Genomic DNA, 14867 nt, shown 5'->3' with positions numbered 1-14867 from the left:
GGTGGCGGGTACTTTCCGATGCTGCAATCGTCATTCGCCATCGTCTAACGCCCATCGCGATGGCGGCCCGTCTTATGGGTTGGCCAGGTCGCAGGTGCGCTGACAGGACATGCCGATGGCCGATGATCGTGCGAATGATGGTGCTGCGATGATCGACCCTGCGCCGGTCAGGCGTCGCGATTTCATCAATGTCGCAGCGGTCAGTATGGCCGGAGTGGGGGCAGCGGCGGTGGCGTTGCCGCTGATCGATACGATGAACCCGTCGGCCGATGTGCTTGCCGTATCGCAGACCGAGGTCGACATTTCCGCAATCGCGGCGGGCCAGGCGATCGTGGCAATGTATCAGAACCAGCCGCTGTTTGTACGGCGTCTGACCGCTGCCGAAATTGCCGAGGCAAACGCCGTGCCGCTGTCGATCTTGCGCGATCCGCAGACACTGGCCCAGCGCACGTTGCCCGGCATGTCGGAATGGCTGATCACGATGGGGGTCTGTACCCATCTGGGGTGCGTGCCGCTGGGCGCGCGGCCCGGTGAAAACCGGGGTGAATTCGGTGGCTATTTCTGTCCCTGCCACGGGTCGGTCTACGACACGGCGGCGCGCATCCGCAAAGGTCCGGCGCCCAAAAACCTTGTCGTTCCTCCGTATGTCTTCACGTCGCCGACATCGGTGCTGGTCGGCAAAAAGACCTGATTGCGCCGACCAGCGGGGTCATCGGGAAAAACAGGGGCACGGCTCCCCTGTTGCGGCGCACGCGTGCGCTCCGGCCGCTATCGCGGCGATCGTCGGCTCTCCAAAGCCGCCAGTCACGCGGGAAACACGAAAAGCGCCCTGTCGGACGCCGTCGCATACCCCTAGATCTTTTCGAAAATGTATTGGTCGGGGAGAGAGGATTCGAACCTCCGGCCCCTGCCTCCCGAAGACAGTGCTCTACCAGGCTGAGCTACTCCCCGACCGATCGACGAACCGTGTGGCTTGGGGCCACCCGGCTGTGAGGCAGGCGCGCCCTATAGGCAGCGGTTTTCGGCGTGGCAAGCCGGGAATGCGGCTTTCGGGGAAAAAGTGGCCGCGACCTACGCGGTTCCACAGAAAAGCGCGCGCTTGCGCTTGGGGTCGTGCGGGCGAGCGGGCTAGGATGGGGCTTATGGCCGGACCGCATTACGAACAGCAATACCTTGACCTGATGGAACGCATCTGGACGATGGGGGACGAACGTGTCGATCGCACCGGGGTGGGGACGCGGTCGGTGTTTGGCACCAGCTTGCGGTTCGATCTGTCGGACGGGCAGGTGCCGCTGCTGACCACCAAACGCGTGTTCTGGAAGACGGCGACGCGGGAATTCCTGTGGTTCCTGACCGGCGACACCAATATCCGGACGCTGTGCGCGCAAGGCGTGGAAATCTGGACCGACTGGCCGCACGCGCGTTATGTGCGTGAAACCGGCGATGCCATCGATCGTGCGGCGTTTTCGCGGCGGATTGTCGAGGACGGGGCGTTTGCCGCGCGCTGGGGCGATCTGGGGCCGGTCTATGGCAAGCAATGGGTGGACTGGCCGGTGTTTGATCCGGTGGGCGAGGGGCTGTTCCGCCAGCGCGACCGCGGGGTGAACCAGGTGGCCGATCTGGTGCAGTCGTTGCGGACCAACCCGGGCAGCCGCCGGCATATCGTCGAAGGATGGAACGTGGCGCAGCTTGACGCGATGGCGTTGCCGCCGTGCCACAAGACCTATCAGTTTCATGTGGCCGGTGGGCGGTTGTCGGGCGTGCTGTACCAGCGCAGCTGCGACGTGGCGCTGGGCCTGCCGTTCAATCTGTGGGGTGCTGCGTTGTTCATCCACATGCTGGCGCAGCAATGCGATCTGGTGCCGGGTGAACTGGTGTGGATGGGTGGGGATACCCACCTGTATCTCAATCATGCCGAACTGGTCGAGGCGCAGCTGGCGCGAACGCCGCAGGGCGCGCCAACGCTGGCGATAACGCGCCGCCCCGACAGCATTTTCGGCTATGCCATCGATGATTTCAACGTGCAGGATTACCACCCGCAAGGGCATCTGTCGGCACCGGTCGCGGTGTAAGGCGCCAGATTGACCCTTGCGTGACGTTATAATATAATTACGCCTGCATAAAATATTCCGTCGCTTGCCGAGTCTCGGCGAGGACCGGTCTGGAGCAGGAACCGTCGATGAGTATGGGCAAGTCGATGACCGGGGACAATCTGCCAAAATTGTCCCTGCACGTACCCGAGCCGCGCCATCGGCCCGGTGACCCGGTCGATTTTGCCGCCGTCGCAGTGTCGCAAGCAGGTGCCCAACCCCGACCCGACGAGGCCTGTGCTGCATCGGTTACGCATCCGTTGTGCCTGGATCTGATTCGCGTGCTGGGGGATGATGACCGCGCCCACGGGCCGTGGGATCCCAAGCTTGATCCCGCCACGCTTGTCCGCATGCTGCGCCTGATGGCGCTGACCCGGGCGTTCGATGCGCGGATGGTGCGCGTGCAGCGCCAGGGCAAGACCAGCTTCTATATGAAGTCGACCGGCGAAGAAGCCACCTCGATCGGCACCGCGCTGGCGCTGGCCGACGATGACATGGTGTTCCCGAGCTATCGCCAGCAGGGCATGTTCATCGCGCGCGGCTATCCGTTGGAAGACATGGTCAACCAGATCTTTTCCAACCGCGCCGACAAGCTGAAAGGGCGCCAATTGCCGATCATGTATTCGGCGCGCGCCCAGTCGATGTTTTCGATTTCGGGCAATCTTGCCACCCAGCTACCGCAGGCGGTGGGCTGGGCGATGGCCAGCGCCATTCGCGGCGACACGCGGATCGCCAGCACGTTCGTCGGCGAAGGATCGAGTGCCGAAGGCGATTTCCATTCGGCGATGACCTTTGCAGCGGTCTACAACGCGCCGGTCGTGTTCAACCTGGTCAACAACCAGTGGGCGATATCCAGCTTTTCCGGGTTTGCCGGCGCCGAACGCACCACGTTCGCGGCGCGCGCCATCGGCTATGGCATTGCCGGTCTGCGCATCGATGGCAATGATCCGCTGGCGGTCTATGCCGCGGTACGCTGGGCGGCGGATCGCGCGCGGTCGAATGCCGGGCCAACCTTGATCGAACATTTCACCTATCGCGTCGAAGGGCATTCCACTTCGGACGATCCGGGGCAGTATCGGTCTGCCGCCGAAAGCAGCGCATGGCCGCTGGGCGATCCGATCGACCGACTGATGCGGCATCTGATCGCGCTGGGCGAATGGGACGCCGACCGGCAGGCGGCGATGGATGCCGAAGTCGACGGCGAAGTGCGCGCCGCGGTGCGCGCGGCCGAGGCCAACGGCACGCTGGGCCACGGGTTGCACCACCCGTTCCGCACGATGTTCGAAGACGTGTTCGAAACCTTGCCCTGGCATCTGATCGAACAAAGCGCGCAGGCGATCCACGAACGCCAGGTGAAATGGCCCGAATGGAGCGATGATGCCGATGTGGGAGAGGCCCGATGACCGCGCCCGGCAAACGCATGTCGATGATCGAGGCGATCAACGATGCGCTCGACGTGATGATGGCGCGCGATGACACGGTGGTCGTGATGGGCGAAGATGTCGGCTATTTCGGCGGCGTGTTCCGCGCGACCGCCGGGCTTCAGGCCAAATACGGCAAGACCCGCGTGTTCGACACGCCGATTTCGGAATGCGGCATTATCGGCGTGGCGGTGGGGATGGGGGCCTATGGCCTGCGCCCGGTGCCCGAAATCCTGTTTGCCGACTATATCTATCCCGGTCTTGACCAGCTGGTGTCCGAGGCCGCGCGGCTGCGGTATCGTTCGGCAGGCGAATTCATCGCGCCGATGACGGTGCGCACGCCGTTTGGTGGCGGCATCTTCGGCGGGCAGACCCACAGCCAAAGTCCCGAGGCGCTGTTTACCCATGTGGCGGGGCTGAAAACCGTGGTGCCAAGCACGCCCCACGATGCCAAGGGGCTATTGATCGCGGCGATCGAAGACAACGATCCGGTGATCTTTTTCGAGCCCAAGCGGCTGTATAACGGCCCGTTCAGCGGGCATTACGACGAACCCGCCATCCCGTGGGCGCGCCATCCCGACAGCGAAGTGCCCGAAGGTCATTATCGCATCCCGCTGGGCAAGGCGCGCATCGTGCGCGAAGGCCAGGCGGTGACGGTGCTGGCCTATGGCACGATGGTCCATGTCGCGCGCGAAGTGGCCGAACGCCAGGGCGTCGATGCCGAAGTGATCGATCTGCGCACATTGGTGCCGCTCGATATCGAAACGATCGAGGCGTCCGTGCGCAAGACCGGTCGGTGCATGGTGCTGCACGAGGCGACGCGCACCGGCGGATTTGGTGCAGAACTGGCGGCCCTGGTGCAGGAACGCTGTTTCTACGCGCTCGAAGCCCCGGTGGAGCGCGTAACCGGATTTGACACACCGTATCCCCACAGCCTGGAATGGGCCTATTTCCCGGGCCCTGTGCGTATTGGCGAGGCGTTTGCCCGCCTGATCGCCGCGTGACCTCCATTCAGCCACGGAAACCCTGCGCATGAGCCGCTTTACCTTCCGCCTTCCCGACATTGGTGAAGGCATTGCCGAAGCCGAAATCGTAGCCTGGCATGTCGCGGTGGGCGACATGGTGGCCGAAGATGCCCGGATTGCCGATGTCATGACCGACAAGGCGACGGTCGAAATGGAAAGCCCGGTGTCGGGCCGGGTGGTCGAAGTCGGCGGCGAAATCGGGGACCGCATTGCGATCGGATCGCCGCTGGTGGTGATCGAGGTCGAAGGCGATGCAGCCGAACCGGCGCCTGGGGTCGCAGCACCGCCGCCTGTGCCCGCGCCGCCGCTGCCCGTCGCAGCAGCGGTGCCCGCCACCCCGGCCGCGCCGCAACCGCTTGTCGAACCGGCCCCCATTGCCCCGGCGCCCGCCATGCCGGGCGCGCGGGTTCTGGCCAGCCCGGCTGTGCGGGCCAGGGCGCGGGACCTGGGCATCGATCTGGCGCGTGTGCATCCCGGGCCCGAGGGGCGTGTGCGCCACGCCGATCTCGACCGGTTCATCGCCTACAACGCTGGCGGCGGCTATGCCCCGGCGGGTGCGCCGCGCGCCGACGAGGCCATCCGCGTGATCGGCATGCGTCGCAAGATTGCCGAGAACATGGCCGCATCGAAACGCCATATTCCGCACTTTTCCTACGTCGAGGAAATCGACGTGACCGAGCTCGAACGGGTGCGCGGCGAACTGAATGCAGCGCATGCCGGGCGGGGCAAGCTGACGCTGCTGCCGTTCCTGATCAGTGCGATCTGTCGTGCCGTGCCCGATTTTCCGATGATCAACGCGCGCTATGACGACGAGGCGGGCGTGGTTACGCGCCATGGTGCCGTGCATATGGGCCTGGCCACCCAGACGCCCGGCGGATTGATGGTGCCGGTGGTGCGCGATGCGCAGGATCGCAATCTGTGGCAGCTGGCGCACGAGATTGCCCGCCTGGCCGCAGCCGCGCGGGCCGGCACGATCGCGGTGGGCGACATGTCGGGATCGACGCTGACCGTAACCAGCCTTGGGCCCTTGGGCGGGGTTGCGACAACGCCGGTGATCAACCGGCCCGAAGTCGCGATCATCGGCCCCAACCGCATTGTCGAACGTCCGATGTTTGTCCCCGATGGCCTGGGCGGCGAACGCATTGCCAAGCGCAAGCTGATGAACCTGTCGATCAGTTGCGACCACCGCGTGGTCGACGGGTGGGATGCAGCCAGTTTTGTCCAGGCGCTGCGGCGCCTGATCGAAAGCCCCAGCCTGCTGCTGGTGTAGCGCGCGCAGGGGTCAGTCGAACACGTTGCCGATGGTCTTGTCCTGCGCGCCGGCCAGCAGCGCGTAGATTGCCACGTTGATGCACGCGCCGGCTGCGCCCGTCAGGCCGGTGAACACATCCCGGACCATGACCATGCCCGGCGGCAGCTGCGCCGGGGTGCTGCCCAGATGGCCCGACAGGGCAAACTCGCCGATCACGCTGATCATCCCGACCAGCGCCAGCGCGCCAAAGATCCCGCCGGCCGAACCGCGCGTGGCCCGCCAGCTGGCGCGCAGCGAATCCACCGGGCCAAGCCCGCGCGCGATCGCAAAATTGCCCGCGATCGACCAGCGGATCGCCAGGACCACGCCAGGCACGATCAGCGCCGCAAACCCAGCCAGCATGGCCAGCCCCGCAAGCGTGCTCAGCACCGCATATGACAGCAGTGACATGATCGACCAGCGCCGGGGATTGAGCCGTTCCGATGCGATCAGCAGCGTGGCGACGGTATAGTCGGTCAGCAGGCGAAGCGGAATGTTGGCCAACGAATAGAGCGCATGGGTGCCGGGCCGGCCAAGCCCGAACCATTGCAGCAGCATATCGAACGCGAACAGCTCACCCGCGAGCAAAGCCGCGGCCAGCACGACGAGCACCCTGTTGCGCGCAAACAGGGCGCCGGCTTCGGCCAGGATATCGCCGGTGCTGATCGTTGGCTGAAACGGGTCTGCCAAGCTGTTTCCTTAACGCGACAAGGATGACGGGTTGTGTCCAGGCGGCGAATGACAGGGTCGTGCCGTCCACCGGCATGGGCCCAGGACGCAGCGTTTGCGAGGTGCCTGTGGGGGCACGCGAAAAAAAGTAGGGAGCTTTGTTGACAGGCCCAATTGTGTGCCATAGAGGCGCGGCTCCCAAGCGGAAACGCGGGTGTAGCTCAGTTGGTTAGAGTGCCGGCCTGTCACGCCGGAGGTCGCGGGTTCAAGTCCCGTCACTCGCGCCATTTCCTGCTTTGGGTGAAAATCGTGCGCACGCGGGTGTAGCTCAGTTGGTTAGAGTGCCGGCCTGTCACGCCGGAGGTCGCGGGTTCAAGTCCCGTCACTCGCGCCATGGTTTTCAGTCAGGCCGCTGCGGCATCAACCCCAGCGGCCGGTCTCCATCCAGATCAGAAAGCGCCGCAACGGCAGCAGCCAGATCGTGCCGAGCACGATATAGGCCACGGTCTGTGCCAGGACCGGCAAGCGGCCGATCGGTTCGGCCAGCCGCGCGACCAGCCCGGCATACAGCGCCAGCGCAATCATCAGCCCGAGGATACCTGCCGGCTTGCGCCAGGTCGGCTGCAACCGGTCACTGTCGGGGTCAAGCATGGTCATTGTCAGACATCGTCGTTGCTGCCTTTGAAAAAGGGACTGAACAGCCGGGTGGGGGTCACCACCGCGGTCAGTGGCCGATCGTGCGGTTCGTGCGGCAGAGTGTCGACCAACTGGCAATCCCACGCAAGGCCGATCGCCTGCACCTTGGGGTGGGCCGCCAGCCAGCGGTCATAATGTCCGCCGCCCTGGCCCAGGCGGGCACCCCCGGCGGTAAATCCGACAAGCGGCACGAACAGCACATCGGGCACGACCAAGGGCGCGTCGGCCGCGGGTTGCGCCATGCCGTAAGGGCCCGGTTCGAGCAATTCGTCGAGATGCGGCGATGCCCAGCGGCGAAATGCCATGGCGCTGTCGGCGGCGCCAAACCAGGGCAGGGCTATGGTATGCCCAGCCTCGTGGAAATGGCGCGCATACCCGCTTGCCGGCGCTTCACCGGGGACAGCAACGTAAAGGCCGATTGTGGCATCGGGCGGCACCATTGCGGTCAAGGCGGCAGGCGGGCGCATCAACACCAGCGCGCGCACCCGGGGATCAAGCGCTGCCACGTGCGCGCGCCGCGCCTCGCGCAGGGCCTTGCGCAACGCGGGCTTGGCCAATCGGGCGTGTTCGCCTTCGCTCACCGCGATCGGAACCCTTCAATCCAGTGCATGAAATGGGTGACGGGCCCACCATGGGTCGTTTGCTCGGAAAATCCTCTGACGCGTAACGTCAGGTGGGGACCATGTGTCCGGGACCAGGGTCCCGGCCAGGGATAGCCCCCGCGGATTGCTTATAGCCTCAGGGATATTCATGCGGCTCGTACCGGGCAGAACCCGTCATCCCTTATCTAGGGTGTTGCGTCCGATTGCTCAAGACGCAAGGCAAGCTTTTCCACCCGATCGGCAAGCGCTGCGACGCGTTCCAGCACCGCCGAGTCGATCTGCGCGATTTCGGGTGCCGGGGCGGGGGGTGGTGGCGGTGCCGGGGGCGCAGCCGGCACGGCGGCCGGGGCTGGCTTGGCGATTTGCACGGCGTGCAATTCGTCGGCCAGCACCAGGCCTGCGATCAGCAGCATCCGTGCCTCGGTCTGGTTTGCGGCCATGCCCAGTTTGCGCACGCGTTCGTCGATCATCCCGGCCAGCATGCGCAAGTGCGCTTCCTGATCGGGGGCGGCCGCGATCACATGCTTGCGGCCGCCGATGGTCAGCGTGATGTTGACGTTGGCTGGTTCGCTCATGGTTTTTGGGGCAGGTTGGCTAGCAGCAGGTCAAGCTGTTGCAGCTCGGTGCTGACCGTGTCTTTCAGGCGGCGGTGACGCGCCTTGAGCGCGGTCATCTCGACAATTTCTGCCTCGCGCGCGCCGGCGGCGCGTTCAAGCCGGTCGAGCGCATGCGCGATCCGGTCAAGGTCATGGTCCAGGCTTGGAGTGGTCATTGTGCTTCGCTAGCACATCGGTGGGTCTGTGCAAGCGTTGGCGGGGGGCCGGGGATGGTGTGCGTGTTGTCCCGCAGGGCGATCCAGATCGCGTTCACCATGGTTGACAGATCGCGCGCAATTCCGCCAATGCATAGGAATGCACACGTCGCCACGGGCGTGCCGTCGCAGGCCGCCTGCCACTGGTCTGGCCGCGGCCTTGACGGGGGGGACGCCCTGTCCCAAGAGGCGCGGGCCGAATCAGACAGATCGCGCGGGCGCCCGTTTTGGACAGCCCGGCCCGGAAAGGTTGATCCACCAAGATGACCCGTGAAACCCATGCGCTGGCACCCATGGCCAACGCCATCCGCGCGCTTGCCATGGATGCCGTCCAGGCCGCCAATTCAGGCCACCCCGGCATGCCGATGGGCATGGCCGATGTCGCGACCGTGCTGTGGACCGATTTCCTGAAATTCGATCCCGCCGCACCGCGCTGGGCCGATCGCGACCGGTTTGTGCTGTCGGCCGGGCATGGCTCGATGCTGATCTATGCGCTGCTGTATCTGTCGGGCTATGATTCCCCGACGATCGGCGACATCCGCGATTTCCGCCAATTGGGCAGTGTCTGTGCGGGGCACCCTGAAAACTTCCTGATCCCCGGCATCGAATGCACCACCGGCCCGCTGGGCCAGGGTGTGGCGATGGCCGTCGGCATGGCCATGGCCGAGCGCCACCTGAATGCGGTGTTCGGCGATGACCTGGTCGATCACAAGACCTGGGTGATCGCGGGCGATGGCTGCCTGATGGAGGGCATCAACCACGAAGCGGTCGGCCTGGCCGGAACGTTGGGCCTTGGCCGGCTGAATGTGCTGTGGGATGACAACCGGATCACCATCGACGGCGATGCCAGCCTGTCGACCAGCGAAGATGTCGCCGCGCGCTATCGCGCCAGCGGTTGGCATGTGGCCAGTTGCGACGGTCATGATTTTGCCGATATCGCGCGTGCGCTGGGCGAAGCGGCCGCCGATCCGCGGCCATCGCTTGTCGCCTGCCGCACGCTGATCGGCAAAGGCGCGCCCAACAAGCAGGGTGGCCACAACGTCCACGGCAGCCCGCTGGGTGCTGACGAAGTTGCCGCCGCGCGCGCGCACCTGGGCTGGGATTCGGCCCCGTTTGAAGTGCCGGCCGAGATTCTGGCGGCCTGGCATGCGACCGGCGCGCGCGGGCAGGCGGCGCATGCCGCGTGGCAGGGCCGCACCGCCGCCCATCCGCTGCGTGGCGAATTCGACCGGCGCATGGCCGGCGATCTGCCCGATCTGGCCGAGGCCGAAGCCACCTTTGCCAACTGGCTGAGCGCCCCGCGCAAAGTCGCAACGCGCAAGGCATCGGAATTTGCGCTCGATGTGCTGGCGCCGATCGTGCCCGAACTGTTTGGCGGCTCGGCCGATCTGACCGGATCGGTGTTCACCAAAGTCAAGGCGACCCCCTCGTTCGGGCAGCAGGCTTACGGTGGGCGCCATGTCCATTACGGTATCCGCGAATTCGGCATGGCAGCAGCCATGAACGGCGCGGCGCTGCATGGCGGGATCATTCCCTATGGCGGCACGTTCCTGGTGTTTTCCGATTATTGCCGCAATGCGATCCGTCTGTCGGCGCTGCAGCATGCCCGCGTGGTCTATGTGATGACGCACGATTCGATCGGGCTGGGGGAAGACGGCCCGACTCACCAGCCGATCGAACACGTCATGAGCTTGCGGTTGATCCCCAATCTGCATGTGTTCCGCCCGGCCGACGTCATCGAAACCGCCGAATGCTGGCAGATTGCGCTGGCCAGCCCGAACACGCCTTCGGTGCTGTCGCTGTCGCGCCAGAACCTGCCCCAGTTGCGCGAAAGCGACACCGGCAACCAGAGCGCCAAGGGCGCGTATCGCCTGATCGCAGCAGGTGCCGCGCGCAAGGTCGTGCTGATCGCCACCGGATCGGAAGTGGAAATCGCGGTCAAGACGGCGCAGATGCTTGAAACCCGGGGCATTGGTGCGGATGTGGTGTCGATGCCGTGCTGGGAACTGTTCGATGCGCAACCTGCCGCCTATCGCAGCGAAGTGCTGCCCGCTGACGCCCTGAAGGTGTCGATCGAGGCCGGGGTAACCACCGGCTGGCAGAAATACGTCTGCGACGGCCTGACCATCGGCATCGACAGCTTTGGTGCCTCGGCTCCGGCCGATATACTCTACGATCACTTCGGCCTTACCGCAGACAAGATCGTTCCGCAGATTCTTGCTCGTCTCGCCTAAGCTTACAGGAGATTGAACATGGCGACCAAAGTCGCAATCAATGGTTTCGGACGCATCGGTCGCAATGTGGCGCGCGCCATTCTTGAACGCCCCGATTGCGGGCTGGAACTTGTGGCGATCAACGATCTGGGCAGTTCGGTCGCCAATGCGCGCCTGTTTCGCCATGACAGCGTGCATGGTGCCTATCCGGGCACGGTCGAAGTCGACGGCAACGACCTGATCATCGACGGCAAGCGGATCAAGGTGACCGCCGAGCGCGATCCGGCCAAGCTGCCGCATGCGGCCGACGGCATCGACATTGCGCTGGAATGCACCGGCTTTTTCGCCGACCGCGAAGGCGGGCAAAAGCATCTTGATGCAGGCGCCAGGCGCGTGCTGATTTCGGCGCCGGCCAAGAATGTCGATCTGACCGTGGTCTATGGCGTGAACCACGACGCGCTGACCGCCGATCACCTGATCGTGTCGAACGCATCGTGCACCACCAATTGCCTGGCGCCGTTTGCCAAAGTGCTGAACGATGCGATCGGTATCGAACGCGGCCTGATGACCACGATCCACAGCTATACCAACGATCAGAAGATCCTTGACCAGATCCATTCGGACCCGCGCCGTGCCCGCGCCGCGGCGATGAGCATGATCCCGACCACCACCGGTGCCGCGCGCGCCGTGGGTGAAGTGCTTCCCGAACTGAAGGGCAAGCTTGACGGGTCGGCGATCCGCGTGCCGACGCCCAATGTCTCGGTCGTCGATCTGACGTTCACGCCCAAGCGCGATACGAGCCGGGACGAAGTCAACGCACTGCTCAAGGCCGCAGCCGAAGGTGCGCTGAAGGGTGTGCTGGCCTATACCGACGAACCGCTGGTTTCGATCGATTTCAACCACGATCCGGCGTCGTCGACGATCGACAGCCTGGAAACCACCGTGCTTGATGGCAAACTCGTGCGCGTCCTGTCGTGGTACGACAACGAATGGGGCTTTTCCAACCGCATGGTCGACACCGCCGGCGTGATCGGCGGCCTGATCTGATACGACAGCATCCTCCCCATAACGGGGAGGATTACCCCCGGGGCGCGATAGATGACCTTCAAGACACTGGACGATATTGCCGATCTGGCCGGAAAGGCCGTGCTGGTGCGTGAAGATCTCAACGTGCCGATGGCCGATGGCCAGGTCAGCGATGATACGCGCCTGCGCGCAACCGTAGCCACGCTGGCCGAACTGGCCGACAAGGGCGCGCGCGTGCTGGTGCTGGCGCATTTCGGGCGGCCCGGGGGCGAACGCAGCGATGCCAATTCGCTGGTCCATGTTGTGCCCGCGCTGCAGCCGGTGCTCGGCCGCCCGGTCGGCTTTATCGCCGATTGTGCCGGTGCCGAGGCGGAACGTGCGGTGGCCGCGCTGGCGCCCGGTTCGATCACGGTTCTGGAAAACACCCGCTTTCACAAGGGTGAAGAACAGAACGATCCGGCACTGGTGGCCGCGATGGCCCGGCTTGGCGATCTGTACGTCAACGATGCGTTTTCCGCCGCGCACCGTGCGCATGCCTCAACCGAGGGATTGGCGCATGTCCTGCCGGCCTACGCGGGCCGCGCGATGCAGGCCGAGCTGGAAGCGCTGGAAAAGGCGCTGGGCAAGCCCGAGCACCCGGTTGCAGCGGTCGTCGGCGGGGCCAAAGTGTCGAGCAAGCTTGACGTGCTGACCCACCTGGTGACCAAGGTCGATCATCTGATCATCGGCGGAGGCATGGCCAACACGTTCCTGGCCGCGCGCGGCGTGGATGTCGGCAAATCGCTGTGCGAACACGATCTGACCGACACCGCCGAGGCGATCCTCGACGCCGCAGACCAGGCCGGGTGCACGGTCCATCTGCCTTATGACGCGCTCGTCGCCACCGAATTCGCCGCCAATCCGGCCTCGCTGCGCACGACCAATGTCCACGAAGTTGCCGCCAGCGAGATGATCCTCGATGTCGGACCGCAGGCAACCGAAGCATTGGCCGACGTGCTCAAAACCTGCCGTACGCTGGTGTGGAACGGGCCGCTGGGGGCGTTTGAAATTGCGCCGTTCGATACCGCAACCGTGGCGCTGGCGCGGTCTGCCGCTGCGCTGAGCAAGGAAGGCGCGCTGATTTCGGTGGCGGGTGGCGGCGATACCGTCGCCGCGCTCAACCACGCCGGGGTGGCGGGTGATTTTTCATATGTTTCGACCGCGGGCGGAGCCTTCCTCGAATGGATGGAAGGCAAGGAATTGCCGGGTGTGGCGGCGCTTAACGGCTGAGACGCAGGGCAGGGGCCGCAGCAGACGCCGTTGTGGTTCCAGCCGCAGACGGGTCGGGCTGTTGCAGCAGTGGCACAAGCAGATCGTTCAGTTCCGACAATGAAAATGCCCCGGCGCGCGCATAGCGCACCACGCCTGCGCGATCGATGATGAAGTTGGTCGGCACCGCCCCCAACGGCGCATAAGGCCCGCGCAGGCGATGCAGCGGCGTGATCGCCAGCATCGCGAACAGCGTCTTCATCTGGTATTCGGGCACCGAATCCTCGGTTGTCGCCGCCAGCACGATCAGGCCATGATCCTTCTGCGCACGATAATAGGCATCGAGCAGCGGCAGCTCCTTGCGGCAGGGCACACACCATGTTGCCCAGAAATTGATCACCACCACCCGTCCGCGCAGCGAAGCGAGATCGAATTTTTGCCCCGCGACAGTCTGGACCTGGGCGTTGGGCGCGATCTGTCCCACGGTCGGTGCTGCGGCCAGGGCCATCCCGGGGGCCGCGATCAACGCCAGAATCGACAGAAAAAGCATGCGCATCGGGACTGTTCCACTGTGGTTTCGACGCAGCGATCACGCCGCATTTCGCCGCAAAGGTCAAGCACCACCCCGCACGGGCACGGCCGATGTCAAAATCCTTGAAAAAGGGCTTGATCCCCATGTTGCGCTGCAACCGACAACCGGCTAGAGCGACCTGCGCGCATAGGTATGCGCGGGCCAGGCCGGCCGCGCCGATCGTGCAGCGGCTGTCGGGTTCGCGGGCAACGAGGAAGGCACGGACGAAAACCCATGGACCATGCAGAACAGACCCGCAAAATAGCCGCAGGCAAAGGTTTCATCGCCGCGCTTGACCAGTCGGGCGGGTCCACGCCCAAGGCGCTGAAGGGCTATGGCATCGATGCGGATGCCTGGTCGACCGACGACCAGATGTTCGGCCTGATCCACGCGATGCGCGTGCGGATCATCAAGTCGCGCGCGTTCACCGGTGACAAGGTTATTGCCGCGATACTGTTCGAACGCACCATGGACGGCCTGGTTGACGGCGAACCCGTGCCCGCCGCGCTCGATGCCAAGGGCGTGGTGCCGTTCCTCAAGATCGACAAGGGCCTCGAGGATCAGGCCGATGGCGTCCAGCTGATGAAGCCGATCCCCGGTCTGGCTGATTTGCTGGCCCGCGCCAAGGGGCTGGGCGTCTTCGGCACCAAGGAACGTTCGGTAATCCATTCGGCCAATCCCATCGGGATCGCCAGCGTGGTTGCGCAGCAGTTTGCGTTGGCGCAAGAGGTTCTTTCCGCCGGACTGATGCCGATCATCGAGCCCGAGGTGAACATCACGAGCGCCACTCGTGCCCAATGCGACGCCATTTTGCGCGACGAAATCCTTAACTCGCTCAATGCTTTGCCGCCGGGTATTCGCGTGATGTTGAAGCTTTCGCTGCCGGTGGTTCCGGGGCTGTTCGATCCGCTGGTCGCGCATCCAGCGGTGTTGCGCGTGGTGGCGCTGTCGGGCGGGTTTGCGCGCGCCGAGGCCTGCGTGCAGTTGGCCGAAAATGCCGGGATCATTGCCAGCTTCAGCCGCGCGCTGCTCGATGATCTGCGCGTCACGATGACCGACGCCGAATTTGACGCGTCGCTTGGGCAGGCGATCGATGAAATCTATACGGCATCAACCGAAAAGACGGTGCCGGTTGCCGCATAAACGCGGTTCGACGTTGCGATGAGGATGGGAAATGGCACGCCCCTTACCCCGGACAAACCGG

Annotated in this window: 15 protein-coding genes and 3 tRNA genes; 11 read left to right on the top strand and 7 right to left on the bottom strand. The window is 64.7% G+C overall.

Going from position 1 to position 14867, the window contains the following annotated elements; all coding sequences use genetic code 11:
• The first annotated feature begins 115 nt into the window (after positions 1-115).
• Positions 116-691, top strand: coding sequence for a ubiquinol-cytochrome c reductase iron-sulfur subunit (gene petA / locus G404_RS0105900; RefSeq protein WP_036520576.1), 576 nt, complete (start codon positions 116-118; stop codon positions 689-691).
• Positions 692-874: 183 nt separating this feature from the next.
• On the opposite strand, the gene G404_RS0105895 is transcribed toward petA, so the two are convergent.
• Positions 875-951: transfer RNA gene (locus G404_RS0105895), tRNA-Pro, on the bottom strand.
• 191 nt (positions 952-1142) lie between these two features.
• Here G404_RS0105895 and thyA point away from each other — a divergent pair.
• The 4 genes from thyA to G404_RS0105875 all read left to right on the top strand — a co-directional run bounded on the left by thyA (position 1143) and on the right by G404_RS0105875 (position 5806).
• Entirely contained in the window at positions 1143-2072 is a 930-nt protein-coding gene (gene thyA, locus G404_RS0105890) for a thymidylate synthase (protein ID WP_425411618.1), read from the top strand.
• A gap of 107 nt (positions 2073-2179) precedes the next feature.
• Positions 2180-3493 carry a thiamine pyrophosphate-dependent enzyme gene (locus G404_RS0105885; RefSeq protein WP_245584412.1) on the top strand — a complete coding sequence of 438 codons (1314 nt, stop codon included), beginning with the start codon at positions 2180-2182 and terminating at the stop codon, positions 3491-3493.
• Positions 3490-4515, top strand: a complete 1026-nt coding sequence (locus tag G404_RS0105880; RefSeq protein WP_028640255.1) for an alpha-ketoacid dehydrogenase subunit beta — start codon at positions 3490-3492, stop codon at positions 4513-4515. Before G404_RS0105885 ends, G404_RS0105880 begins: the two co-directional genes overlap by 4 nt.
• A 28-nt stretch (positions 4516-4543) precedes the next feature.
• Positions 4544-5806, top strand: coding sequence for a dihydrolipoamide acetyltransferase family protein (locus tag G404_RS0105875; RefSeq protein WP_028640254.1), 1263 nt, complete (start codon positions 4544-4546; stop codon positions 5804-5806).
• Positions 5807-5818: 12 nt separating this feature from the next.
• Here G404_RS0105875 and G404_RS0105870 read toward each other — a convergent pair whose 3' ends face one another.
• Positions 5819-6517 (bottom strand): hypothetical protein, encoded by a 699-nt coding sequence (locus G404_RS0105870; protein WP_028640253.1) that lies wholly within the window; start codon positions 6515-6517, stop codon positions 5819-5821.
• Between the two features lie 189 nt (positions 6518-6706).
• On the opposite strand from G404_RS0105870, the gene G404_RS0105865 reads away from it, so the two are divergent.
• Together G404_RS0105865 and G404_RS0105860 are read left to right on the top strand one after the other, a co-directional pair.
• Positions 6707-6783 (top strand) — tRNA-Asp (locus tag G404_RS0105865).
• Between the two features lie 30 nt (positions 6784-6813).
• Positions 6814-6890: transfer RNA gene (locus tag G404_RS0105860), tRNA-Asp, on the top strand.
• Between the two features lie 26 nt (positions 6891-6916).
• Here G404_RS0105860 and G404_RS0105855 read toward each other — a convergent pair.
• From G404_RS0105855 to G404_RS0105840, 4 genes are all read right to left on the bottom strand, one after another.
• Positions 6917-7153, bottom strand: coding sequence for a DUF2842 domain-containing protein (locus tag G404_RS0105855; protein WP_245584411.1), 237 nt, complete (start codon positions 7151-7153; stop codon positions 6917-6919).
• Between the two features lie 2 nt (positions 7154-7155).
• Complete coding sequence (locus tag G404_RS0105850) at positions 7156-7773, bottom strand: 5-formyltetrahydrofolate cyclo-ligase (RefSeq protein ID WP_028640251.1); 618 nt, start codon at positions 7771-7773, stop codon at positions 7156-7158.
• A 206-nt stretch (positions 7774-7979) separates the two neighbouring features.
• Positions 7980-8369, bottom strand: a complete 390-nt coding sequence (locus G404_RS0105845) for a cell division protein ZapA (RefSeq protein WP_028640250.1) — start codon at positions 8367-8369, stop codon at positions 7980-7982.
• Positions 8366-8566: a hypothetical protein gene (locus G404_RS0105840; protein ID WP_028640249.1), complete on the bottom strand. Its 201-nt coding sequence runs from the start codon at positions 8564-8566 to the stop codon at positions 8366-8368. The genes G404_RS0105845 and G404_RS0105840 overlap by 4 nt, the downstream gene beginning before the upstream one ends.
• A 302-nt stretch (positions 8567-8868) precedes the next feature.
• Here G404_RS0105840 and tkt point away from each other — a divergent pair, with 302 nt between their 5' ends.
• The 3 genes from tkt to G404_RS0105825 are packed head-to-tail and all read left to right on the top strand — an operon-like array spanning position 8869 to position 13113.
• A complete protein-coding gene (gene tkt / locus G404_RS0105835) occupies positions 8869-10839 on the top strand; it encodes a transketolase (protein WP_028640248.1) in 1971 nt (656 codons plus the stop codon).
• 18 nt (positions 10840-10857) lie between these two features.
• Complete coding sequence (gene gap / locus G404_RS0105830) at positions 10858-11865, top strand: type I glyceraldehyde-3-phosphate dehydrogenase (protein WP_028640247.1); 1008 nt, start codon at positions 10858-10860, stop codon at positions 11863-11865.
• A gap of 51 nt (positions 11866-11916) precedes the next feature.
• Entirely contained in the window at positions 11917-13113 is a 1197-nt protein-coding gene (locus G404_RS0105825) for a phosphoglycerate kinase (RefSeq protein ID WP_028640246.1), read from the top strand.
• On the opposite strand, the gene G404_RS18265 is transcribed toward G404_RS0105825, so the two are convergent.
• Positions 13103-13648, bottom strand: a complete 546-nt coding sequence (locus G404_RS18265) for a TlpA family protein disulfide reductase (protein WP_051280260.1) — start codon at positions 13646-13648, stop codon at positions 13103-13105. The genes G404_RS0105825 and G404_RS18265 overlap by 11 nt on opposite strands.
• Before the next feature lie 249 nt (positions 13649-13897).
• On the opposite strand from G404_RS18265, the gene G404_RS0105815 reads away from it, so the two are divergent.
• Positions 13898-14806 carry a fructose bisphosphate aldolase gene (locus G404_RS0105815; RefSeq protein WP_028640245.1) on the top strand — a complete coding sequence of 303 codons (909 nt, stop codon included), beginning with the start codon at positions 13898-13900 and terminating at the stop codon, positions 14804-14806.
• Positions 14807-14867 lie beyond the last annotated feature (61 nt).

Source organism: Novosphingobium acidiphilum DSM 19966 (assembly GCF_000429005.1).
Taxonomy (GTDB): Bacteria; Pseudomonadota; Alphaproteobacteria; order Sphingomonadales; family Sphingomonadaceae; genus Novosphingobium; species Novosphingobium acidiphilum.
This window is presented reverse-complemented; position numbering and strand designations above follow the sequence as displayed.

Coding starts and splice junctions, on each gene's coding strand:
- petA (WP_036520576.1), top strand. CDS start 116: ATGGCCGATGATCGTGCGAATGATGGTGCTGCGATGATCGACCCTGCG.
- thyA (WP_425411618.1), top strand. CDS start 1,143: ATGGCCGGACCGCATTACGAACAGCAATACCTTGACCTGATGGAACGC.
- G404_RS0105885 (WP_245584412.1), top strand. CDS start 2,180: ATGAGTATGGGCAAGTCGATGACCGGGGACAATCTGCCAAAATTGTCC.
- G404_RS0105880 (WP_028640255.1), top strand. CDS start 3,490: ATGACCGCGCCCGGCAAACGCATGTCGATGATCGAGGCGATCAACGAT.
- G404_RS0105875 (WP_028640254.1), top strand. CDS start 4,544: ATGAGCCGCTTTACCTTCCGCCTTCCCGACATTGGTGAAGGCATTGCC.
- G404_RS0105855 (WP_245584411.1), bottom strand. CDS start 7,153: ATGACCATGCTTGACCCCGACAGTGACCGGTTGCAGCCGACCTGGCGC.
- G404_RS0105845 (WP_028640250.1), bottom strand. CDS start 8,369: ATGAGCGAACCAGCCAACGTCAACATCACGCTGACCATCGGCGGCCGC.
- G404_RS0105840 (WP_028640249.1), bottom strand. CDS start 8,566: ATGACCACTCCAAGCCTGGACCATGACCTTGACCGGATCGCGCATGCG.
- tkt (WP_028640248.1), top strand. CDS start 8,869: ATGACCCGTGAAACCCATGCGCTGGCACCCATGGCCAACGCCATCCGC.
- gap (WP_028640247.1), top strand. CDS start 10,858: ATGGCGACCAAAGTCGCAATCAATGGTTTCGGACGCATCGGTCGCAAT.
- G404_RS0105825 (WP_028640246.1), top strand. CDS start 11,917: ATGACCTTCAAGACACTGGACGATATTGCCGATCTGGCCGGAAAGGCC.
- G404_RS18265 (WP_051280260.1), bottom strand. CDS start 13,648: ATGCGCATGCTTTTTCTGTCGATTCTGGCGTTGATCGCGGCCCCCGGG.
- G404_RS0105815 (WP_028640245.1), top strand. CDS start 13,898: ATGGACCATGCAGAACAGACCCGCAAAATAGCCGCAGGCAAAGGTTTC.